This is a genomic window from Streptomyces fradiae, assembly GCF_041270065.1.
In the GTDB taxonomy this organism is placed as follows: Bacteria; Actinomycetota; Actinomycetes; order Streptomycetales; family Streptomycetaceae; genus Streptomyces.
In genome coordinates, this window is sequence record NZ_CP065958.1 from 3,721,860 (window position 1) to 3,742,292 (window position 20,433).

Genomic DNA, 20,433 nt, shown 5'->3' on the forward strand with positions numbered 1-20,433 from the left:
GCGTGATGCGGGGCGGCCCTTCGCCGTACGTGAGCGGGATCAGCTCTCCTGTCCGCTGCCGCGGCGGTGGTAGAGCGCGAACCCGAGCCCGGCGGCACCGAGGGCGGCCATGCCACCGCCGGCGCCGATGAGGGCGGCCTGGTGGGTGTCGTGGGACACCTCGGGCACGTTCTCGGCACCGGCCTTCACGGCACCCTGGGGGACGGTGCCGCGGGGCACGACGACGGTGCCGGTCTTCTGGGGGCTGGTCTTCTGGGGGTTGCTCTTCTGGGCGGTGTACTTCCGTACGAGCTTGCCGTCGAAGTCGTACACCCAGCTGTTGCCGCCCTGCTTGGGGGTGTCGATGACGACGAGGCGGTAGACGCCCTTGCCCGGCTGCGGGGCGAGCTTGAACGTCCAGCCGTGGTGGCTGAGGGTCGGCTTCTTGGGCGTGAGGGTGCCGAAGCGCAGCTCGACGCGGTTGCTCTTCTTGTAGAACTTGGCGACGGAGCCGTCGGGGAGGGTGACGCGCGCGTTGGCGTGGGTGTGCGGCGCGGGCTTGGGCTTCGGCTTGGGGGTGGGCTTCGGGGTCGGGGTCGGGGTCGGCTTCGGGGTGGGGGCCTCGTCCATCCAGGAGGAGACGCTGCCGTCCGGCTGGAGGACCACGTGGAGGCCGTTGTTCTGCCCGTACGCGGGCTGCCCGGAGGTGGTGAGGGTGTCGAGCAGGGTGCCGCCGGCCCAGATCTCGGCCTGGTAGTCGTTGGGCGTGGTCATGTAGACCTTGGCGACCGAGCCGTCGGCGAGCTTGTACGACTGGACGAAGATGCGCCCGACGACGGGATCGGCGCTGTCCTGGTCCTGCCCCTGATCCTGCGACTGATTGTCGGGGTTCGGCGCCGGCTGGTCGTCGGCGAAGGCGGCGGCCGCGGGAAGGGTGAGGGCGGCGATGGTGCCGGTGGCGACGGCGGCGGTACGGAGGGTCCGACGGGTGATTCGCATGGGATTCTTCCTTCTGCCTGACTTGTTCGGCGACATTTCGAAGGTAGATGCCCGACCCATCCCTTTTGCGTAGGAAATGTAACGACCACCGCACGCCTCCCCCTCGCCCGCGTAACCCCTCCGGGACCCCCTAGGGGATGTCACAGCTCTGCCGCACAATCCCCGGAGGGCGCGAGTCCACAGCCGGAGCGGGTACGTTCTTGACGTGGCTGGATTCAGGAACGGACGCGGCCGGGCCAACAACCCCCCGCAGCAACAACCGCAGCAGCAGGCGCCGTACGGGTACAACGCGCCCCCGCCGGGCTACCCGCAACAGCAGCGCCCGCAGCAGCAGCAGTATCCGCAGCAACAGCAGTGGGGACAGCGGCAGGGCGGCGGCCGGGCGGCGCACGGGGAGCCGGAGTACTTCGGCGACCCCTACGCCCCGCAGCAGCAGCACCCGCAGCAGAACTACGCGGCCAACAACCCGGGCCACACCCAGGTGTTCAGCGTCCACGACGACCCGTACGGCCAGGGCGCCCCGTACGAGGCCGCCCCCGCCCCCGTACCGACGGGCCCGCGGCTGCCCTGGAAGGCCCTGCTCAGCGGCATCGTGCTGCGCCCGGCGGACACCTTCATGCGGATGCGGGACCACGCGGTGTGGGGCCCGGCGCTGATCGTCACGTTCCTCTACGGCCTGCTGGCCCTGTTCGGCTTCGACCAGGCCCGCGAGGACGCGATCAACGCGACGCTCTCGACGGCGATCCCGTACGTCCTGCTGACCGGCGTCGGCTTCGTCGTCGGCGGCCTGGTCCTCGGCGCCGTCACCCACACGCTCGCCCGCCAGCTCGGCGGCGACGGCAGCTGGCAGCCGACGGTCGGCCTGTCCATGCTGATCATGTCGATCACGGACGCGCCCCGCCTGGTCTTCGCGCTCTTCCTGGGCGGCGAGAACGGCCTGGTCCAGATCGTCGGCTGGCTGAGCTGGCTGGCGGCCGGCGCGCTCCTCACGATCATGGTGAGCCGCTCCCACGACCTGCCGTGGCCGAAGGCGCTGGGCGCGTCGGCGATCCAGCTGGTGGCGCTGCTGAGCCTGATCAAGCTGGGCACGCTGTAGGACGCCGGGAACCGCGAAGGCCCTCACCGCACGCCGGTGAGGGCCTTTCACATGTCCTGCGTATCTGCTCTTCGCCTTGTCAGGCGTCGAGGATCTGCCCTTCGCGCTTGACGACGGGCGGCTCGACGGACCAGGGGAAGTTGATCCAGTCGTCGGTCTTCTTCCACACGTACTCGCACTTCACGAGGGAGTGCGACTTCTCGTAGATGACGGCGGAGCGGACCTCGGCGACGTGGTCGACGCAGAAGTCGTGCACGAGCTTGAGGGTCTTGCCGGTGTCGGCGACGTCGTCGGCGATCAGGACCTTCTTGTCGGAGAAGTCGATCGCGTTGGGTACGGGTGCCAGCATGACCGGCATTTCCAGAGTGGTCCCGACGCCGGTGTAGAACTCCACGTTGACGAGGTGGATGTTCTTGCAGTCGAGGGCGTAGGCGAGTCCGCCGGCCACGAAGACTCCGCCGCGGGCGATGGAGAGCACGATGTCGGGCTCGTAGCCGTCGTCGGCGATCGTCTGGGCGAGTTCGCGGATCGCCCGCCCGAAGCCCTCGTAGGTCAGGTTCTCGCGTACTTCAGTCATGCGTGCTACCGCCTCACACCTGGGTCCGATGGAAGTTCATGTACGAGCGGGAGGCGGTCGGCCCCCGCTGGCCCTGGTACCGGGAGCCGTAGCGCTCGCTCCCGTACGGGAACTCGGCGGGCGAGCTGAGCCGGAACATGCACAGCTGGCCGATCTTCATGCCCGGCCAGAGCTTGATCGGCAGGGTCGCGAGGTTCGACAGCTCCAGGGTCACGTGCCCGGAGAACCCGGGGTCGATGAACCCGGCGGTGGAGTGCGTGACCAGGCCGAGCCGCCCGAGGGAGCTCTTCCCTTCCAGTCGCGAGGCGATGTCGTCCGGCAGGGTGATGACCTCGTAGGTCGAGGCGAGCACGAACTCGCCCGGATGCAGGATGAACGCCTCGTCCCCCTCCGGCTCGACCTCACGCGTCAGGTCGAGCTGCTCGACGGCGGGGTCGATGTGGGGGTAGCGGTGGTTCTCGAACACCCGGAAGAAGCGGTCAAGCCGCACGTCGATGCTCGAGGGCTGCACCATGGATTCGTCGTACGGGTCGATGCGAACCCGTCCGGCGTCGATCTCGGCCCGGATGTCCTTGTCTGAGAGAAGCACGCCCCCACGATACGCAGAGGGCGCGGACCTCCCCAATCGGGACCGTCCGCGCCCGCCCAGGTCAGCGCCGCTCAAGCTCCACCGGCACGGCATGCCGCAACCGCGCACACCGTGGACACCGAATCAGCCGCCCGGGCCCGATCCGCCCGGCACCGAGATGCGCGAGCGGGAACGAAGCGGTACTGAACACGTGCCCCTCGGCACAACGAACGACGGTGCGCTCCATCGAACCCATCAAGTCCCTTCCCCGACAAGTGGTGGACGAGACAGCCACATTAGGGGATCCCCACCCCTCCCCCACGGACGGCACTCCGCAGACCCGAGCTTCGCCTCGGCATGCGGGATGGGGTACAGTGTGCAACGATGCCGCATCGATCTTGGCGGCATTTGCGGATGTAGTTTAATGGTAGAACATGAGCTTCCCAAGCTTATAGCGCGGGTTCGATTCCCGTCATCCGCTCTTGTGCGAAGGCCCTGGTCAGAGACCAGGGCCTTCGTCGTTGTCTAGACCTGTCGGGGACTGCCGTGCCCTCCGCGTGCCCCAACTCGGGGATATGCCCTGTAGACAGGTCTGCCCCTGCACCACCTAGGTGGTGCAGGGGCAGACCTGTCGCAGAATGCGAGCGCGACTTCGCTGTGACTCGCGCCACTTCCGACTGGCGGAACGTTCCTCCCCACATGCAAAGGCGAGTGTCAGCGCACGACGGAGAGCTGCGGTCTACGGGAGGCAATCGTACGGGCGCCACCGCGCCCGCCCTCCTGGGCGATGACCACCAAGCCGAAGATCAGGTCACTGAGATCCGCCGGCCTCAGGTCAAGATCGCGTGCGATTTCCGCCAGCGGGGTGCCTTCCGCTCGGAGAGCGGCGAAGACCTTGCCCAGCACCTGGGAAGTTTCCCGCGTGAGCGTGCTCTGGGGCTCCGACTTCCGGAAGCCCATGCGACTGAGATCGACGCAGTGCGTGCGGTACTGCCATTCGGTGGTGAGGTTGAGTTCGTGCAGGCGGTGGGCGAGTGCCATGGCGGCGACTTTCCAGCGTCGCTTCGCCTGCAGGATCCAGGTGGTGCTCGGGTTGCGAGGGGCGTGTGCCAGAACGTCTGCGGCCGGCATGAGCAGGGCCGCAGCGAAGCGGTGTGCTTCGCCTTCGGCCTGAGGCCCGTGGGGTACCTGCTCCTCACCGTGCAGAACCAAGTGCCCCAGCTCGTGTGCGGCGTCGAAGCGTCCGCGCTCGGCGGTCTTCTCTGTGTTTAGCAGTACGAACGGAACGCCGCGGTCCCAGAAGGAGAAGGCGTCCACTTCCGGGCAGTCCCTGGACAGCGAGAACACGCGCACCCCGTGCGCTTCGAGCAGGTGAACCATGTTGGGGATCGGGGCCACTCCCAACCCCCATCGAGTGCGAACCAGTTCAGCTGCGCGCTCGGCGGGACAGTTCTCGGCCCCGGCCTCGCCGGGAAACACCGGTTCGCCGTCGCTGCCGAGACGGCTGAACGAGGTCAAGGTCGGAAGGTCCGGCGCCGGCAGCTTGAAGCGCGCCCGGATCCAGTCCTGCAAGATCCGGGCGAGGCGACCACTGCTCAGGGCGATGTCCCGTTGCGAGGCCGTCATCTTGCTCAGCGCCCTGAAGCTGACCGACTCCACGGGCAGGTCGGCGACCTCTTCGGCAACGAAGAAGGACTCTGGGAACTCCAAAGCCTCAGCAAGGCTGGCCAGGGAGGCCGGGGGAGGGTAGGCCCGGCCGTTCTCGTAGTCGGACAGCCGGCGGGCGGTGAGTCCGACCATCTGGGCGAGACGGGTGACGGTGAGCCCGCGGCGCTTGCGCGCCAGGACGAGCCGGGATGCGGTGGTCATGGGAGTGCCAATGGGTTGTGGGGTGGACGATCAGCCCAGACGCTCGATCGGGATGTCGATGCCGCCTTCGCCGTCGTCGTCGTTCGGGAACGGGTTGAAGCCCTCGAAGTCGATGTAGGGGAAGATGATCCGCTCGTGCCAGCTGTCGATCTTGCCACGGCTCCCCGGGTTGGTCGGCAGTGACAGCTCGTAGTAGAGCCGCGTACCCGTCAGGGTGTTCACGTGCTGGTACAGGAGGAACCAGGTCGGGATCCCCTCCCCGACTCCCTGAGACTCGGGATCGGCCTCGTAGCCAGGGAACACCAGCTGCCGGTTGGTCTCAACCCGGCGGATGACCGCCGTGCCCTTCGAGTAGCGGGTAGCAGGGGTGAGCGCGGCGTAGCCGGTGGCCTTGTTACCGCTGGAGGCGGTGATGGCGAAGTCCTCTTCCGGCGACAGCAGGAGCGAGACGTTCTGAGGGCTCACGCTGCGCCATCCGTCAGGGATGTACGCCTCGCGAAGGAAGCGGATGGTCCTACCCCAGAAGATGTTGCCCGGGAGCGAGACCGGGTCGAGGGGCGTGCAGAAGTTGCGCTCCGCCTCGGCACGCCGCAGCACGTTCTCGATGGTTTCGGCCGAGAGCCCCAGGTCTGTGAGACGGCTCTGGCCGCGTGAGTCCTCAACGTGCATGACTGCCATATTCAGCCCCTGACCACGAAGTGCGATTTCCGGAAATCCTCCCTCATACGAGGGAGGAAATCAAGAAGCGCTGCTGGTCAGTCGACTGTCGGGCTTCGGGCATCCCCGGTCAGAGCCGATCGTGAATCGCTCTGACCGGGGACGTAACGGATCTCAGTCGGACTCGACGCGAGCCGCACGTCCGCGCAGCTCACGGACCTTGGCGTCGATACCTCCGGCGACCTCCTGCTGGCGGGCGTCGTCGGAGTGCTGGTAGATCATCGCGGCCTTCTCCGAGGACTGGCCCGCGCGAACCATCGTGTCCTTGAGCGTGGCGCCGGACTGGGTGGAGAGGGTGTGGCCCGTGTGCCGGAGGTCGTAGAAGCGGAAGTCCTTCGGCAGGCCGACCGCCGCACGAGCCTTCGCCCACTTCCGGCCGAAGGTGGTCCGCCGGAAGGGCGCTCCCTTCTCCCCCACGAACAGGAGTCCGTCGGGCTCCTTCTCCGCGAACCAGTCCAGGTGCCGCTTGACCTCCATGTACAGGAAGGCCGGCAAATGGATGGTCCTGACACCGGCCGCGGATTTGGTGTCGCCCTCGACGCGACGTCCGGTGTTCAGTTCCGGAGCGGCCTCCGTGACCCGTACAGCGAGCGGGTCGAGGGTGACCGAGGTCCGGCGCAGAGCCGCCAGCTCCTCCGGGCGCATCGGGCCGTAGGCGCCGAGGTACACCATCAGCCGCCAGCGGATCCCGATGGCCTCGGCGAGGGCGTCGACCTGCTCGACGGTGGCCGTCGTGCGCTCCTTGGCCCTCTCGCTGCCGGCGCCCCTGATGCGGCACGGGTTGCGGCGGATCAGCTCGTCGTCCGCCGCTGTCTCCATGATCGCCTTGAGCAGGCGGTAGGACTTAGCGACGGTCGTGGCCCCGGTGGCGGCGAGACGCTCGGCCCGCCAGGTCCGCACCGTCGGCGGGGTGATCTCGTCGAGGTCCACTTCGCCGAAGAAGGGGAGGAGGTGCAGGCGCAGGAGGCGGCGGTACAGCTCGTCCGTCGTGGCGGACAGGCCGCGCTCCTCCACCCACTTCAAGGCGTACTCCTCGAAGTTGACCGCCCCGACCTCCGGGTCCACCCAGACGTTCCGCTGGATGTCCGCCTTGGTGAGGGTCAGCCAGTCCTGCGCCCCGGTCCTCGTCTCAAACGTCTCCGGGGCTGTGCGACGTGAGCCGTCCGGCGCCCAGTAGCGCGCCTGCCAGCGTCCGGAAGGAAGTTGGCGTACGGTGCCGAACTCGCGCCGCCGCTGCGGCTTGCGGCCCGCCATCAGGCCGCCTTCCCGAAGCGGGAGCGCGTTTCGCGGATCGTGGGGATCGTGCGCTCCTCGACGTACGCGGTCAGGACGCTGTCGGCGATGCGGACGTGCTTGCCGAGTTTCACGTAGCGGATCCGGCGTTCCTGGATGAGCCGGCGGATGAAGCGGACGCCGGTGCCGAGGCGTTCGGCGGCCTCGTCGACCGTGAGCAGGCGGTCGTTGTTGTTCACCTCCTCCGCGGTGCGGGGCTGGGCGGAGGCGTGGGGTATCGCCGTCTGGCGCAAGCAGGGTCCTCTCCTGGCCTCGGCTGGTGGGGCGGCAACCCCGGCCGGGCCGGTGTCGTTCAGGGATGGGATGGGCGTGTGGTGCGGCCGTGGCCTGGGGTTTGCGGTCCAGGGCGGCCGGAGGAGCGGGCTACGGCTGGGGCGGCAGGCCGAACTCCTCCTGGTTGATCTTCATGGTGCTCTCGGCGATGGCGTTGCTGACCACCGCGTTGGCCTCCTCGCGAATGTCCGGGTGCTCGTCGAGGTAGGCAGCGAGTTCGGCGTTGACCCGCCGATACGCGTGCTGGGCTCTCTGAGCAGCCGCGTTGGCGGCCACGACGGTGTCGATCAGCTCCATGGCGCGGCCGGCGGCGGCCAGGGCGGGCGGGCCGACGAGATTGGACAGCGACACGCCGAAGACCTCGGCGAAGCCGATGGCCTCGTCGAGGTTGATGCGGCGCTTGCCGTTCTCGATCCGCCATACCGCCGACGGGTTCATCTCGTAGCCGGCCTCGTTGAGGCGGTCGGAGAGCGTGGTGGTGCTCCAGCCACGGTTTTCACGCTCGGCCTTAATCCGCTTGGCGGCGTTGTCCTCGCCCTTGAGCAGAACGCCCTCGGATGCGTCCTCGCCGTCGTCGTCGGGCATTGACCCCATCCTTCCTCTCGCAGCATGTCCCTGCAATTCGCAGCAGCCTAAACAGTACACCATGTTCTGCCGCTTGCATAGCCGCTCTGCGTGTGGCATGGTTGATGTACTGGACCGCTGCTGTCCGCAGGAGACCGCCAGCACCTAGCCAGACATGCAAAAAGCCCCCCAGTGCTTGCGACACCGAGGGGCTCAAAGCGCAAACCTCACGCCGCCCATCCCTGAACGACTAGCTGCAGCGCCGGGATTGCCGTCCCATATGGCCTGCAGATTGAGGAGCTCGATGTCCAGTATGGACGAAGCCACCCCGAACACGCCATCGCTTCCCGTCGAGTGGCCGCCGACAGCGATCCCCGGCCAGCCGACCGCCCCGCCGCCCGCCGCAGACCCCGAGGGCGTAGAGGTCCTGGACCTGCTCCGGGACGCGATCCGGCGCTACGTCGTGATGCCGAGCGACGAAGCCCTGACCGCGACCACGCTCTGGGCGGCGGCGACCCACCTGCAGACGGTGTGGCAGCACGCACCGCGCCTGGCGGTGGTCGGGCCCGCCAAGCGCTGCGGGAAATCGCGGCTGCTCGAAGTCCTGATCGAGGCGGTCCACGAGCCGCTGATCACGGTCAACGCCTCCGCCGCGGCGATCTTCCGGTCGATCGGCGAGGGCAACCCGCCCACGCTCCTGGTCGACGAGGTCGACACGATCTTCGGCAGCGCGAAGGTCGCGGAGAAGAACGAGGAGATGCGCGGCCTGCTCAACGCCGGCCACCAGCGCAACCGGCCCACCCTGCGCGTCACCGGCCCCAACCACGAGGTGGTCAAGTTCGACACCTTCGCCATGGCCGCCCTCGCCGGAATCGGCGACCTCCCCGACACGATCATGGACCGGTCGGTCGTCATCCGCATGCGCCGCCGAGCCGAGACCGAGAAGGTCAGCGCCTGGCGCTACGGCCGCGACGGCCTGACCGTACGCGAGCTCCGGACCGGGCTGGCGGCCTGGCTCGCCTCCGTACGCGAGAAGGCACTCGCCCTGGAACCGAAGATGCCGGTCGAGGACCGAGCCGCCGACACCTGGGCGCCGCTGATCAGCGTCGCCGACCTCGCGGGCGGACACTGGCCCGTCCTCGCCCGCACCGCGTGCACGGCCATGACCGACTACGAGGCCGGGCGCGACGAGGACGGCGGACTGAAGATCCGCATCCTCGCCGACATCCGCCGCGCCTTCGCCTCCAAAGGAGACCAGCCGGCGATCCGCACCAGCCGCCTCCTGGAGATCCTCAACGCCGACCCCGAGGCGCCCTGGGCCGAGCACAGCCCCAACGGGCTCACCCCGCGCGGCCTGCAGATCCTGCTCCAGGACTACGGCATCAAGTCGGCCAACCGCCGCTTCCCCGGCGGCCACCAGGCCAAGGGCTTCACCCGCGCCCAGTTCACCGACGCCTGGACCCGCTACTGCCCGCCCGAGGCAACCGCGACCCTCCCGGTCGAGCCCGGCGCCTGACCCTCCCCGACTCGTCCCACTCGTCCCCGCGCAGGTCAGCGCGGGGACGAGTCAGCGACCCGCAACGAGTCGACTCGACATCACCGCCCCACCCGTACCAGCCCTGACCAGCAGCGGGACGAGTGGGACGAGTCCCCACCGCTCACGGCCGCCCACGCCGGCGGCCACACCCAGCCCTGGAGCCCTCCACCTTGCACCTCCCTGCTCCAAGCGCCCCGGCAGCCATGCGCAGCATCCGCGCCGGTATCGCGCGGTTCGCCTCCGGCGCCAAGAACGACGACCTCAAGCGGCGTGCCGACCCTGGCAACACTCGCCGAGCACCCACACCCGCTGGGAGTCGGCGCGTGAACCGCACGGGACGCATCGCCCTCGTCATCGGCCTGGTGGCCGTCGTCCTCATGGCCTTCCGAGTCTCGTGGAACGCGCTGTCCGACGTGGCCCGCGCCATCGGCGCCGACTCCACCGCCGCCCTGCTCTACCCGATCGTGGTCGACGGGCTCATGGCCCTCGCGCTGATCGCCACGCTCGTGCTGACCGGGGCCGACCGGAAGTTCGCGCTACGGGTCCTGGCGACCTACACGATCGCCAGCCTCCTACTGAACTACGTGCACGGCCTCGTACCGGCCCTGCACACCGACTCGATCCAGTGGGGCCGACTGACCGACTTGGACTACGCGAACTGGGCCCTCGTCCTGCTGGCGACCTCACTGCCGGTCGGGTCGATCTACTTCGGGTCGGACCTCGTGGCGAAGGTGCTGCACCACAAACCCGAGTCGGCCGACTCCCCCGAAACGGCCTCCGGCCAGTCGGTCGGCGAGCAGGCCCCGCAGTCGACGCCTGACCGGCCCGGATCGATCCCCGAGCAGCTGACCGAGTCGACCCCCAGGAAGGTCACCGAAGCGCCCGTGACGGAGTCGGCCGAGGGAGTCGACGCCCCTGGCGCCCGACCGCCCCGGTCAGTCACAGCGGCGGCGTCGACCGGTGCCGCCCCGCGTCGGGCGACCGGTCGGGTCCCCGCCGCAGCCAAGTCGACCGCCGACCGCACCCGCACCGACGCCGACCTCCTCGACAAGGCCCGACTCCTGACCGCCGACTGGACCGGTGACCAACTGACCGCCGAGCGCTTGCGGACCGAACTACGGATCGGCCAGAACCGCGCCCGCATCCTGCGCGACCGACTGCAGACCGAGCGGACCGGCCAGGACCAGCCCGCCCTGCACGACGGCTCCGCGATCGGGTCACTCGACGGACTCGACGGCGCCACTGCCACCGTCGGCATCGCCTGACCCTCACACCGACCTCGCCCTTCCGTCGCATCCCGGGTCCCTGTGCAGCCGAGCGCACAGGGACCCGGAGACCACGCACAACCAAACGCCCAGCGGAGAACCGACCCATGCACGACCCGCACCACGAACTCCCCACCACCCAGCAGGAGACGATCACCGGCCTCAACAGCGCAGCAAGTTGTCGGGTAAGGAGTCCTTACCCGGCCTCCGCCCCAGGGGAGGCGGAGGCGTCCGGCGCTGAGGGGACGCCGCTGTCGGCCGGCCCGGGGGAGCCGACTCGGGGAGAAGCCACACAGCCGTCCGCACCGCGCCGCCGTCTTCGCGAACCCACGCTGCGCGAGAAGCGCGTCCACCCCCGTTACAGCCACGATGAGTTCGCCCTCCTCGCAACCGCCGCTCACCTCAACCGCATGCAGATCGGCGGCTACGTCGCCGAGACCTCGCTCGCCGCCGCCCGCTCCGACGACCCCACCGCCGCGGTCGCCGACTACCGCGCCATGGTCAAGGCGCTGATGGCCGCCAATCGCCAGCTCGCACTGATCGGCAACAACCTCAACCAGCTCGCCTGGCACCTCAACAAGGACGGCGCCTGGCCCGCGCCGGACATCGTGGCGCGGCTGCTGGACCGGGTCGAGACATCGGTCGACGATGTGGACCTGGCCGTCGCCCAGGTGATCTCGGGGCGGTGACGGCGTGATACCGAAGATCATCCTTGGCAAGGGTGCGCGTGCCACCCGCCGCCTGATCGGCTACCTCTACGGCCCGGGCTCCGCCAACGAGCACACCGACCCGCACCTGGTGGCGTCCTGGAACGGCTTCGCCCCCGACCCCGGCCGCAGCCCCCGCCGCAATCCCAGGGACGTCGAGGACCAGCTCGCCGCGCAGCTCGACCAGCCCGTGAAGATGCTCGGCGACAAGGCCCCGACGACCACGGTGTGGCACTGCCCCATGCGTGCCGCGCCCGAGGACCCGATCCTGACCGACGCACAGTGGGCGGACATCGCCCGCCGGATCGTGGCCGCCGCCGGCATCGCCCCCGAAGGCGACGAGGAAGCCTGCCGCTGGGTCGCGGTCCGCCACGCCGACGACCACATCCACATCGCCGCCACCCTCGTACGCCAGGACGGACGCCGCCCCCGCCGCGACCACGACATCCGCGCCGTCCAGCGCGAAGCCCGCAAGATCGAAGCCGACCTCGGCCTGCGCCGCCTCAACCCCGGCGACGGCACCGCCGCCAAACGCCCCACCAGCAAGGAGCACTTCAAGGCCAAGCGCCAGGGCCAGGACACCACCACCCGCGAGATCCTGCGCACGCGCGTACGGCAAGCGGTGGCAGCCGCCTCCACCGAGACCGAATTCTTCGCCCTGCTGGAGGCGACCGGCGTCGCAGTGCGCCCCAAGACCGGACCGTCCGGCGACGTCCTCGGCTACAGCGTCGCCCTGCCCGGCGACCTCAACAAGCACGACGAGCCGGTGTGGTTCTCCGGCTCCACCCTCGCCGGCGACCTCTCCCTGCCCAAGATCCGCCACCGCCTCACCGCCACCCGCCCCGAACCGGCCACCGCCCGTGCGGCCGACCCTTGGCACCAGGCCACCGCCGCCACCGAACGCATCCCCCACCGCCTCACCCACGGAGACGACCACGTCGCCCAGGGCCAGCTCGTCGCCCTCGGCGGAGCCCTCGACCTGCTCCCCCTTACCGCACCAGCCGCCGCGAGGAGCGAGCTCGAACGTGCCGCCGCCGTCTTCGAGCGCGCAACCCGCTCCCGCATCACCGCCGACTTCGACAGCGCCCGCGTCCTGCGCCGCAGCGTCCAAACGATCCTGCGCACCCGCGCCGCAACACGCGACGGCGCCGGGCTGGCGATGCTGCTGGACGCAGCCCTCATAGCCGTGGCCTTCGCGAAGCACTGGCACCGCACCCACCAGCACGCCCAACAGGAGGCAGCAGCCCAGCAGGCCCTCGTCCACCTCCAGACCGCGTACGCCCAGGTCGCCGTCCCGGTCCTGGACGACCTCGCCCGTCGCGCCCCCGGCATCCAGACCAAGCACCGCTACGCCCGCCATCTCCAGCAGGCCGCCCCCGATCACGCCGACCGCATCCTGAAGGATCCCGCCTGGGACTCCCTTGCCACTGTCCTCGCCGACGCAGAGACAGCCGGCCACAACCCGGCCACCCTCCTCGACCAGGCCCTCGGCCAACGCACCCTCGACGACGCCCGCAACCCCGCCCGCGCCCTGACCTGGCGCATCCACCGCCTCGGGCAACGCCACGCACCCAGCCCCCTCGCCCAGGCAGCCATGGCCCGCAGCACCACACGCCGTCCCAGCGCCCAGATCCACCCGCCGACGGCCACACCAGCCGCTGCACCGCAGCAGCCACACGTGCGGCGACGTTGACCGGCCGATGTGTTCCCCGAAGGAACATCGAATGCGTTCCCTTGGGGAACAGCCGTCGCGTTCCCCAAGGGAACGGCGATCACCTTCCGGAAGAGCCTGCGATCTTGCCGTCCAGCAGCTCCAGCGCCTCCTCCCACCGGAAGCGGTCCGCTCCACCGCCTGCCTTGGGGCGGTGAGGCTCGTACGACCCGACCAGCACGCCCATGCCGCGAAGCTGGTCGAGGCTCCGGCCGTAGGCCGGGTGTGCGGCCATGGCTGCGTTCACGTACGGCAGGACAACTGTCGGGATGCCCATCCCGTACGCCTCGCACAGGATGCCGAGGGCGAGGGTGTCGGCGATGCCTGCCGCCCACTTGTTGACCGTGTTGAACGTGGCCGGGACAACGGCAATGGCGTCGGCGGGTGGGAGCGGGCGTGGGTCGCCCGGGCTGCGCCAGGCCGAGCGGATTGGGTAGCCGGTCTGGTTCTCGATCGCTTCGGTGTCGAGGAAGCCGAGCCCTTGGGGCGTGGCTATGACGCCGACGCCCCAGCCCTTCTCCTGCGCGGCGGTGATCAGCTTGTGGGCGTCGCCCGCGATGCCGGCGGCGCAGACGACGACGTACAGGAACGGCTGTGCGGTCACGCGGGGACTCCCAGTCGGCGGCTGAAGTGGTGGAGCTCGGGCAGCGTACGTCGCCGGTCGCGGGCGGCCATGTCGGCGACCAGGTCGCGGACGGCGGGGCGGCGTACGTCCTGGGCGGCGCAGGTCTCGGCGATGCGGAGGGCCTGGTAGCCCTCGGCAAGGCGGCCCTGCTGGTTGTAGGCACGCGCGGCTTCGACCCAGAGCGCTGCTCGTCGTTCAGGCGCGGGAATGTGTCGGCGCATGAGGGGTGCCGCGGCGTTCAGGGCGATACCGGCGTCGCCGAAGGACACCGAGGCGCTGACGGCATGGATCGCGACGTTGGTCGGGCTGAAGTTGGCCCAGGCGTCGGGCTGGTCGAGCGCGACGTACCGGGCGACCTCCCGTGCCTCGTCGAGGAACTCCCGGGTGGCTGCGCGGTCACCGCCACGGCTGGCCGCGGTCGCTCCCCGCAGAAGCAGCAGACCGACGGCGGCGAGGTATCGGGGCGGGTGTCGATCGTAGGAGCCGGCGAGCTGGCCCGCAGTGTGGCGGACGAGGGTGACGGCCTGGGCGGTGTGTTTCTCGCGCGTCAGGACGTGGGCGTGAAGGCGGACGCTGGAGGCGAGGACGACGGGATCACCGGAGCGCTCGGCCTCTGCCATGGCTCGTCCCACCGCCAACCAGGCGTTGCCCTGGTCGCCCTGCTTGAGCAGCAGGCTCGTCGAGGTCCGGTACGCGGTGGCCAGAAGCCCGGCCGTCTCCTCGGCGTTGCGGTGATCACCTGTCGCCTCCCGCAGATCGGCGATGAGACCGGGCAGCATCGCCTCCAGCTCCGCGTAGTCGCATGTGCAGAAGAGGCGGCGGGCGGTGGTGAGTCTGTCCCGCAGGGGCTGCATCTCTCCGTTCCACGAAGAGGCGGATCCTGCTCTGGGACCAGGGAGAAGTGCGCGTACAAGGTCGTCATGGGCGGCGGTGGCGGGCGTCGGCGGGGCCGTGAGGGAGGCGATGCTCGCGGCGAGGAAGGTGCGGCGGCGCATGTCTTCTGTCTCGGGATCGTCGGTTGGTGCTGCTGACGGGGCGGGGTCGCTCAGGCCGAGGATGTGGAGCGGGATGCCGAGTTCGGCGGCGACGGCGCGTAAGACCCGGGTGTCCTCCGTGCCCCGTCCGTTCTCCAGGCGGCTGAGCTTCGACTGGTGGTAGCCCAGCGCGGTGGCAACGTCCGTCTGCGAGCGGCCGGCGCGCTGTCGGGCGTGTTTGATCGCCTCGCCGATCTTCTCGGCCTCGGTCTTCACGTCTGCCATCCATGCCCTTCCGTCCGCGTCGAGCATGCCCCTGCGGTCGAGCGTAGGCGAGTGATGCAGAGGCTTCATGCAGCTTCTGCATAGAAGATGCCGGACGGGCACACGGCGTCGCGAACGAGGCTGACCGCGCGGTTCCTTGGGGTGGTCGATCCGACTCCTGGAGGCCGCTCGTGGAAGCGCACCAGCTCACCTTGACTCTCCCGCCCACACCGGTCGCCGTGCCCACGGCACGACGCCGGATGCGGGAGGCCATAACCGCCTGGCCGGCGGTGCCCACGGCGTCGGAAGCCGTCCACACGGCCGAGCTGGTCGTCAGCGAGCTCGTCACGAACGCGGTCCGTTACGCCGGTCATCAGCCGATCAGCGTCGTGGCTCAGCTCTCCGACGCGGTTCTGCGGGTGGAGGTCAGCGACGTGAGCCGCACTCTGCCGAAACCGGCGCTCCCGAGCGAGGACAGCGAGGGCGGACGCGGTCTCTTCCTCGTCGGTGTCCTCGCAGACCGCTTCGGCACGACGCCGACCGACTCCGGCAAGTGCTGCTGGGCCGAGATCGACTTGGCTGCCCCGCCCCCGGCCGGGACTGCCGCCGCCTTGTCCCTTCCCACGCAGAGGAGTTGTACGTGAGTACTCCCGTCCCCGCCGTCATGTCCCAGGTCATCGCGATCCGGCCCGGCCGGCCCCTCACCGGTGCCGTGACGGTCGACGGTTCAAAGAACGCCGCGCTCCCGCTCGTAGCCGCTGCGGCGGCCCTCCTTCGCCCCGTCCATCTCGACAACGTGCCCGCCAGCTCCGACGTCCAGACCCTGCTGGATCTGCTGCGGCAGGCGGGCTGGAACACCGCCCATCCGGTCGGCGACGACCACACCGTCCTCGTCCTTCCCCGCGAGACCGCCCCGACGCCCGACGGCCTGGGCGAGGCGGCGTCCAGCATCCGTGCCTCGTACTACCTCGTCCCCGCCCTGATCGCCCTGTGCGGCCGGGCCCGGCTTCCCTGGCCGGGCGGTTGCCGGATCGGCGACCGCGGGATGGAGCAGCACTTCAAGGTGTACGAAGCCTTCGGCGACCGCGTCCGCGTAGACGACAACGGGTACGCCGTCGAAGCCGGCAAGGCGGTTCGTGGCACGGTGTCGCTGGTCCTGCCGTTCCGGTCGCGCGGAGCGACGATCGCCGCGGTCCTGCGCGCCGTGGTCGCTGGTACGCCGCTGCGGCTCGGGCAGCCGAACCTCTCCCCGGAGGTCCTCGGCGTCCTGAACGCGCTGACGGCCGTGGGGTACCAGTGCCACCCCGGCGAGCGCGTCCTCACCCTCGTGCCGCCGTCTTCCGTCCCGGAAGGGGACGTACCCGTCTGGAAGGTGCCGGGAGACAAGATCGAGGCCGGGACCTTGGCCTGCGCCGTGGCCGCAACCGGCGGCACCGCGCGGATCGAGGGCGTCCACGGACCCGATGTCGCACCGCTGATCACGGCGCTGAACCGGATGGGCATCCCCACGACCGACGAACCGGAGACCCTGATCGTCCACGGACGGGACACCCAGCCGACCGGCCGCCCCCTGCGGGCCATGGCCACGCTGACTCCCGGTGGCCTCGACGCCGACTTCGAGCCACCGCTCCTCGGCCTGGCCCTGGGCTTCCCCGGCACCCACGTGTTCTCGGATCCGATCAACCCCGGGCGCCACAGCAACCTCATCCCCCAGCTCGTTCGCATGGGCGGCGAGATCACCGAACTGTCCTCCACCGAGTGCCGGTTCACCGGCCCCCAGAGGCTGACGGGTGCCGGAGTGGAGGCGACCGACATCCGCACGGGCTCGGCACTGATGGTCGCCGGCCTCAATGCCCGTGGCGTCACGACCCTCGGCGGGGTCGACCAGATCCGCCGCGGCCACGCCGACCTGCCCGGAAAGCTCCTCGCCCTCGGAGCCGACATCTGCGAGGTCACCCCGTGACCGCGACCAGGCGCTTCCAACGGATCATCGCCACCACCGACGTCCACTCGGCCTTCGCCGACGCCCTGCCGATGCTCGCGCACCTGCACGCCATGAGGCACGACGGCCTCGTCGTCGACTGTGGGGACTTCTTCGAGGGCACCGGCTACTACCGGCTGGGCAAGGGAGCCATCGAGTGGGAGATCCTCACGACGCTGTACGACGTGCTCGCACCCGGAAACCACGGGTGGCCCCACTACTTCGAGCCCGGCCTGCGCGAGATGACGGTCTGCGCCAACGTTGTCGACGACGCCACCGGACAACCGCTGTTCGACCGTCTCCGTGTCGTCGAGGTACACGGCCGCCGGGTCGCCGTCACCGCGGTCATCGGCGTGAACGCGTTCCACACCATCCCCGCCGACCAGCGGACCGGACACCACGTCACCGACCCCGTGACCGCGCTACGCGAGCTGATGCTGGAACACCACCACCACGTGGACTCGTGGATCGTGCTGTCCCACTCTGGCTTCGACGAGGACCTCAAGCTCGCTGGCGCCTGCCCGTTCGTGGACGTCATCTTCGCCGGCCACTGCCACAGCGACACCTACGGACCGGTGCACATCGGCGACACCCTCGTGGTCAAGGGCCGTGAGCTGGCCACCGGATACGCCGCCGCCGAACCCGTCGGCTCCGGTTGGGCCGCCCGTACCACCGCCTTCCCCGCCCCGACAACGGTCCCGGACAGCCTCGCCGCCCTGGACGAGAAGATCGCCTCCACCTGCCGGATGCTCGCCACTCCCCTCGGCACCCTCCACGAGCCCTACCGCGACACCGTCCTCGACCGCCACCGGCTCCTCCAGGACATCACCACCCGGCTGCACACCGGCCTCGGCGCCGACGCTGTCCTCCTCAACGAAACCGCCCTGCGCTCCACCCGCCTGGGCGACGTCCTAACACTCGGAGACCTGCTGGCCATCGAGCCGTTCGACAACCAGCTCGTCCACGCCTTCCTCCCCGACCGGTACACGAAGGACCTAGACGGCCTGCTGACACACCTGACCGAGCACGTCGGCCCGCTGGCCTTCACCCCCCGACCGCTTCCTCGGGGCATCCGGTCCATCCTGACCACCCACTACCTCGCCGACACCTACCTCAGCGGACGCACCCACCAAGCCGGCCTCCGCCTCGGCGAGGCCGTCCGCGGAACCATCGCCACGCCGCTTCCCGCGCCCTCGAACAAGGACGGTGCCCGATGATCCTCACCGGCCCCGAGATCACCGCCGCCGCCCGTGACGGCCGCCTGGCCATCAGCCCGTTCGAACCCGGGCAGGTCAACCCCAACAGCTACAACGTCCGCCTCGGCCCCACCCTGCTGACCTACACGACCGCCGTCATCGACGCCCACCAGCCCAACCCGACCGCCACGGTCGAGATCGGCGAGGACGGGTACGTCCTCCAGCCCGGCGAGCTCTACCTCGGCCACACCCTCGAACAGGTCGGCTCCGATACCTTCGTCCCGCTGCTATTCGGCCGCTCCTCCGTCGGCCGACTCGGGCTGTTCGTCGAGATCACCGCCCCCATCGGCGACATCGGCTTCCACGGCCAGTGGACCCTGATGCTCTCCCCGATCCGGCCCCTGCGCGTGTACGCGGGCATGAAGATCGGGCAGATCATGTTCTTCGTCTCCACCGGCGACGTCGACCTGTACGCGGGCAAGTACCAGGCCGCCGACGGCCCCCAGCCCTCCCGCTACTGGCGGGACGCCGCCCGCGTCGGGGCGGTCGCCCCGTGATCCTCACCGGCCCCGCGATCATCGCCGCCGTCCACGCCGGCGAGATCACCATCGACCCGTACGACCCCGCCCGCGTCTCCCCGAACGCCTACGACTGGCGCCTCGGCGACACCCTCCGCGTGTGCTCCGGCGACCTCGACGCCGCCGTCCCCACCGCCTACACCGAGCAGACGATCCCCAACACCGGCCTGGTCCTCCAGCCCGGGCTGCTCTACCTCGGCGTCACCCACGAGCGGACCGGATCGGAGGCGTACGCGCAGATGCTCAACGGCGACCGCACCATCGGCGCACTCGGCATCTGGGTCCACGTCTCCGCCCCGCTCGGCCACCAGGGCCACGCGATCCGCTGGACCCTGGAGATCCGGGCCGCCCGGCCCGTCCGCGTCTACCCGGGCATGACGTTCGGCAAGCTGGTCTTCCTGGCCGCCCAGGGCACACCGGCCAGCTACCAACAGCAGCTCGCGAAGTACGCCGCCACCGAGGGCATCGACGTCTCCCGCCTCTACGAGGAAATCGCCGGAGGCAGCCGATGAGTTCCCTCGCCAGTCCTGCCCCGGGGCCGCTGGCCGCCACCTTCCTGGACCTGCCCGCCGGCAGCCCCGGCGGCAGCGTCGAACTCTTCCTCGACCTCTACACCGGCGAGAAGCCCCTCATCCCCGCGAGGGCCTTCATGCTCGCCCCGCCCGGCCCCCGGCCCCGGACCCCGGCCGGCCTCGACCTGCTCAGCGCGGGCGGCAAGTGCTTGGAGGGACCGGCCTTCGGCCGCTACGTCGCCGCCCTGCGCAGAGCCCTGACGACGGCGATCAACCCCTCCCAGGTCGACGTCCTGCACCTGCACCACCTGGCCTTCGGCGCCACCCCTGCCCTGATGAGGGCCCTGCCCACGCACCCCCGCATCGCCCTGGTCCACGGCACCGACCTGCTTTTCGCCGAAACGTACCGAGACCAGCTCCAGGTCCTGCGGGCGACCGCGCGGGCCGCCGACGCTATCGTCGTCCCCACCGGGGCCATGGCCGACCACCTCCTCAAGCTCGCCCCGCAGACCGAACGCCGCAAGATCGTCCACATCTCCTGGGGCATCCCCGACCGGCTCCTCAGCCGCCCGCCCGTCCGCACCACCCATCCGTCGAGGAGCCATCTGCGCCTGCTGTACGCGGGCCGGCTGACCTCAGAGAAGGGCGTCGAGGCCCTGATCCGGAGCGTGGCCCCGCTCCAGGGCGTCGAGCTGTCGATCGCCGCCCCCAGCGCCCAGTTCCATGCCCTGGCCCCACGGCTGCAACGGACCGGGGTAAGGGCCAACTATCTCGGCTGGCTACGCCGTCCCCAGCTGTGGAAGACCTTCGCCGAGCACGACGTGCTCGTCATGCCCTCCACGACCCTGGAGGCCATGGGCCTGGTCGCCCTGGAAGCCCAAGCCTGCGGCCTCCCCGTCCTCTACCAGCCCGTCCCCGGCCTCAGCGAAGCCCTCGCCCACGCCGGCATGGCCACCGACTTCACCCAGCCCACCGCCCTCGCCCGGGATCTCGACCGCCTGCGAACCGAACCCGGTCTCCTCCCCGCCCTCCGGCAGGCCGGGTACGCCAACGCCGCCCGGTACCCCCTGTCGAAGACCGCCCGAGAACTGGCCGGCCTCGGCCGACAGCTCACCTGAGAACCAGCCGGGGCGGGCAACGCCCCCGCG

At 70.1% G+C, this 20,433-nt stretch carries 21 protein-coding genes and 1 tRNA gene; 12 read left to right on the forward strand and 10 right to left on the reverse strand.

Translation table 11 applies throughout. From position 1 onward, the window contains the following. Positions 1 to 39: 39 nt before the first annotated feature. Entirely contained in the window at positions 40 to 978 is a 939-nt protein-coding gene (locus JAO84_RS16775) for a hypothetical protein (RefSeq protein ID WP_370413616.1), read from the reverse strand. 205 nt (positions 979 to 1,183) lie between these two features. On the opposite strand from JAO84_RS16775, the gene JAO84_RS16780 reads away from it, so the two are divergent. Beyond that, positions 1,184 to 2,074 (forward strand): Yip1 family protein, encoded by an 891-nt coding sequence (locus tag JAO84_RS16780; protein ID WP_370413617.1) that lies wholly within the window; start codon positions 1,184 to 1,186, stop codon positions 2,072 to 2,074. 79 nt (positions 2,075 to 2,153) lie between these two features. Here the strand turns inward: JAO84_RS16780 and JAO84_RS16785 are convergent, their stop codons facing one another. Both JAO84_RS16785 and dcd (JAO84_RS16790) read right to left on the reverse strand, forming a co-directional pair. After that, entirely contained in the window at positions 2,154 to 2,651 is a 498-nt protein-coding gene (locus tag JAO84_RS16785; protein ID WP_370413618.1) for a phosphoribosyltransferase, read from the reverse strand. 13 nt (positions 2,652 to 2,664) lie between these two features. Next, positions 2,665 to 3,240: a dCTP deaminase gene (gene dcd / locus JAO84_RS16790; protein ID WP_030690788.1), complete on the reverse strand. Its 576-nt coding sequence runs from the start codon at positions 3,238 to 3,240 to the stop codon at positions 2,665 to 2,667. Positions 3,241 to 3,629: 389 nt separating this feature from the next. Between dcd (JAO84_RS16790) and JAO84_RS16795 the strand changes: the two genes are divergently transcribed. Next, positions 3,630 to 3,700: transfer RNA gene (locus JAO84_RS16795), tRNA-Gly, on the forward strand. Positions 3,701 to 3,933: 233 nt separating this feature from the next. Here JAO84_RS16795 and JAO84_RS16800 read toward each other — a convergent pair. The 5 genes from JAO84_RS16800 to JAO84_RS16820 form a co-directional block, all read right to left on the reverse strand. Further along, the gene (locus tag JAO84_RS16800; RefSeq protein ID WP_370413619.1) at positions 3,934 to 5,088 is read right to left on the reverse strand and encodes a helix-turn-helix domain-containing protein; all 1,155 of its coding nucleotides are present in this window, start codon (positions 5,086 to 5,088) and stop codon (positions 3,934 to 3,936) included. A gap of 30 nt (positions 5,089 to 5,118) precedes the next feature. Further along, a complete protein-coding gene (locus JAO84_RS16805) occupies positions 5,119 to 5,766 on the reverse strand; it encodes a hypothetical protein (RefSeq protein ID WP_370413620.1) in 648 nt (215 codons plus the stop codon). A gap of 153 nt (positions 5,767 to 5,919) precedes the next feature. Next, positions 5,920 to 7,059: a tyrosine-type recombinase/integrase gene (locus JAO84_RS16810; protein WP_370413621.1), complete on the reverse strand. Its 1,140-nt coding sequence runs from the start codon at positions 7,057 to 7,059 to the stop codon at positions 5,920 to 5,922. Then, entirely contained in the window at positions 7,059 to 7,277 is a 219-nt protein-coding gene (locus JAO84_RS16815) for an excisionase family DNA-binding protein (protein ID WP_370416782.1), read from the reverse strand. Before JAO84_RS16815 ends, JAO84_RS16810 begins: the two co-directional genes overlap by 1 nt. 184 nt (positions 7,278 to 7,461) lie before the next feature. Then, positions 7,462 to 7,956 (reverse strand): helix-turn-helix domain-containing protein, encoded by a 495-nt coding sequence (locus JAO84_RS16820; protein WP_370413622.1) that lies wholly within the window; start codon positions 7,954 to 7,956, stop codon positions 7,462 to 7,464. A 292-nt stretch (positions 7,957 to 8,248) separates the two neighbouring features. On the opposite strand from JAO84_RS16820, the gene JAO84_RS16825 reads away from it, so the two are divergent. The 4 genes from JAO84_RS16825 (at position 8,249) to JAO84_RS16840 (ending at position 13,137) form a co-directional block, all read left to right on the forward strand. Beyond that, positions 8,249 to 9,451 (forward strand): DUF3631 domain-containing protein, encoded by a 1,203-nt coding sequence (locus tag JAO84_RS16825; RefSeq protein ID WP_370416783.1) that lies wholly within the window; start codon positions 8,249 to 8,251, stop codon positions 9,449 to 9,451. Between the two features lie 344 nt (positions 9,452 to 9,795). Next, on the forward strand, positions 9,796 to 10,737 hold the full coding sequence (locus JAO84_RS16830) for a DUF2637 domain-containing protein (protein ID WP_370413623.1): 942 nt from the start codon (positions 9,796 to 9,798) through the stop codon (positions 10,735 to 10,737). A gap of 107 nt (positions 10,738 to 10,844) precedes the next feature. Further along, a complete protein-coding gene (gene mobC / locus JAO84_RS16835; RefSeq protein ID WP_370413624.1) occupies positions 10,845 to 11,426 on the forward strand; it encodes a plasmid mobilization relaxosome protein MobC in 582 nt (193 codons plus the stop codon). Positions 11,427 to 11,430: 4 nt separating this feature from the next. Beyond that, entirely contained in the window at positions 11,431 to 13,137 is a 1,707-nt protein-coding gene (locus JAO84_RS16840; protein ID WP_370413625.1) for a relaxase/mobilization nuclease domain-containing protein, read from the forward strand. Positions 13,138 to 13,216: 79 nt separating this feature from the next. Here the strand turns inward: JAO84_RS16840 and JAO84_RS16845 are convergent, their stop codons facing one another. Next, positions 13,217 to 13,759, reverse strand: coding sequence for a flavoprotein (locus JAO84_RS16845; protein WP_370413626.1), 543 nt, complete (start codon positions 13,757 to 13,759; stop codon positions 13,217 to 13,219). Beyond that, positions 13,756 to 15,039 carry a helix-turn-helix domain-containing protein gene (locus tag JAO84_RS16850; protein WP_128984485.1) on the reverse strand — a complete coding sequence of 428 codons (1,284 nt, stop codon included), beginning with the start codon at positions 15,037 to 15,039 and terminating at the stop codon, positions 13,756 to 13,758. Before JAO84_RS16850 ends, JAO84_RS16845 begins: the two co-directional genes overlap by 4 nt. A gap of 218 nt (positions 15,040 to 15,257) precedes the next feature. On the opposite strand from JAO84_RS16850, the gene JAO84_RS16855 reads away from it, so the two are divergent. The 6 genes from JAO84_RS16855 to JAO84_RS16880 are packed head-to-tail and all read left to right on the forward strand — an operon-like array spanning position 15,258 to position 20,403. Next, the gene (locus JAO84_RS16855) at positions 15,258 to 15,662 is read left to right on the forward strand and encodes an ATP-binding protein (RefSeq protein ID WP_370413627.1); all 405 of its coding nucleotides are present in this window, start codon (positions 15,258 to 15,260) and stop codon (positions 15,660 to 15,662) included. Beyond that, positions 15,659 to 16,981, forward strand: a complete 1,323-nt coding sequence (locus JAO84_RS16860) for a UDP-N-acetylglucosamine 1-carboxyvinyltransferase (RefSeq protein WP_370413628.1) — start codon at positions 15,659 to 15,661, stop codon at positions 16,979 to 16,981. The genes JAO84_RS16855 and JAO84_RS16860 overlap by 4 nt, the downstream gene beginning before the upstream one ends. Continuing rightward, positions 16,978 to 18,216 (forward strand): bifunctional metallophosphatase/5'-nucleotidase, encoded by a 1,239-nt coding sequence (locus tag JAO84_RS16865; protein ID WP_370413629.1) that lies wholly within the window; start codon positions 16,978 to 16,980, stop codon positions 18,214 to 18,216. The genes JAO84_RS16860 and JAO84_RS16865 overlap by 4 nt, the downstream gene beginning before the upstream one ends. After that, a complete protein-coding gene (gene dcd, locus JAO84_RS16870; RefSeq protein WP_128984487.1) occupies positions 18,213 to 18,752 on the forward strand; it encodes a dCTP deaminase in 540 nt (179 codons plus the stop codon). The genes JAO84_RS16865 and dcd (JAO84_RS16870) overlap by 4 nt, the downstream gene beginning before the upstream one ends. Further along, complete coding sequence (locus JAO84_RS16875; RefSeq protein ID WP_370413630.1) at positions 18,749 to 19,285, forward strand: deoxycytidine triphosphate deaminase; 537 nt, start codon at positions 18,749 to 18,751, stop codon at positions 19,283 to 19,285. Before dcd (JAO84_RS16870) ends, JAO84_RS16875 begins: the two co-directional genes overlap by 4 nt. Beyond that, the gene (locus JAO84_RS16880; protein WP_370413631.1) at positions 19,282 to 20,403 is read left to right on the forward strand and encodes a glycosyltransferase family 4 protein; all 1,122 of its coding nucleotides are present in this window, start codon (positions 19,282 to 19,284) and stop codon (positions 20,401 to 20,403) included. The genes JAO84_RS16875 and JAO84_RS16880 overlap by 4 nt, the downstream gene beginning before the upstream one ends. Positions 20,404 to 20,433: the final 30 nt, after the last annotated feature.

Excerpts from the sequence above, each read along its gene's own strand:
- JAO84_RS16775 (WP_370413616.1), bottom strand. The coding sequence starts at position 978 with ATGCGAATCACCCGTCGGACCCTCCGTACCGCCGCCGTCGCCACCGGC.
- JAO84_RS16785 (WP_370413618.1), bottom strand. The coding sequence starts at position 2,651 with ATGACTGAAGTACGCGAGAACCTGACCTACGAGGGCTTCGGGCGGGCG.
- JAO84_RS16800 (WP_370413619.1), bottom strand. The coding sequence starts at position 5,088 with ATGACCACCGCATCCCGGCTCGTCCTGGCGCGCAAGCGCCGCGGGCTC.
- JAO84_RS16805 (WP_370413620.1), bottom strand. The coding sequence starts at position 5,766 with ATGGCAGTCATGCACGTTGAGGACTCACGCGGCCAGAGCCGTCTCACA.
- JAO84_RS16810 (WP_370413621.1), bottom strand. The coding sequence starts at position 7,059 with ATGGCGGGCCGCAAGCCGCAGCGGCGGCGCGAGTTCGGCACCGTACGC.
- JAO84_RS16820 (WP_370413622.1), bottom strand. The coding sequence starts at position 7,956 with ATGCCCGACGACGACGGCGAGGACGCATCCGAGGGCGTTCTGCTCAAG.
- JAO84_RS16825 (WP_370416783.1), top strand. The coding sequence starts at position 8,249 with ATGGACGAAGCCACCCCGAACACGCCATCGCTTCCCGTCGAGTGGCCG.
- mobC (WP_370413624.1), top strand. The coding sequence starts at position 10,845 with ATGCACGACCCGCACCACGAACTCCCCACCACCCAGCAGGAGACGATC.
- JAO84_RS16850 (WP_128984485.1), bottom strand. The coding sequence starts at position 15,039 with ATGGCAGACGTGAAGACCGAGGCCGAGAAGATCGGCGAGGCGATCAAA.
- dcd (WP_128984487.1), top strand. The coding sequence starts at position 18,213 with ATGATCCTCACCGGCCCCGAGATCACCGCCGCCGCCCGTGACGGCCGC.
- JAO84_RS16880 (WP_370413631.1), top strand. The coding sequence starts at position 19,282 with ATGAGTTCCCTCGCCAGTCCTGCCCCGGGGCCGCTGGCCGCCACCTTC.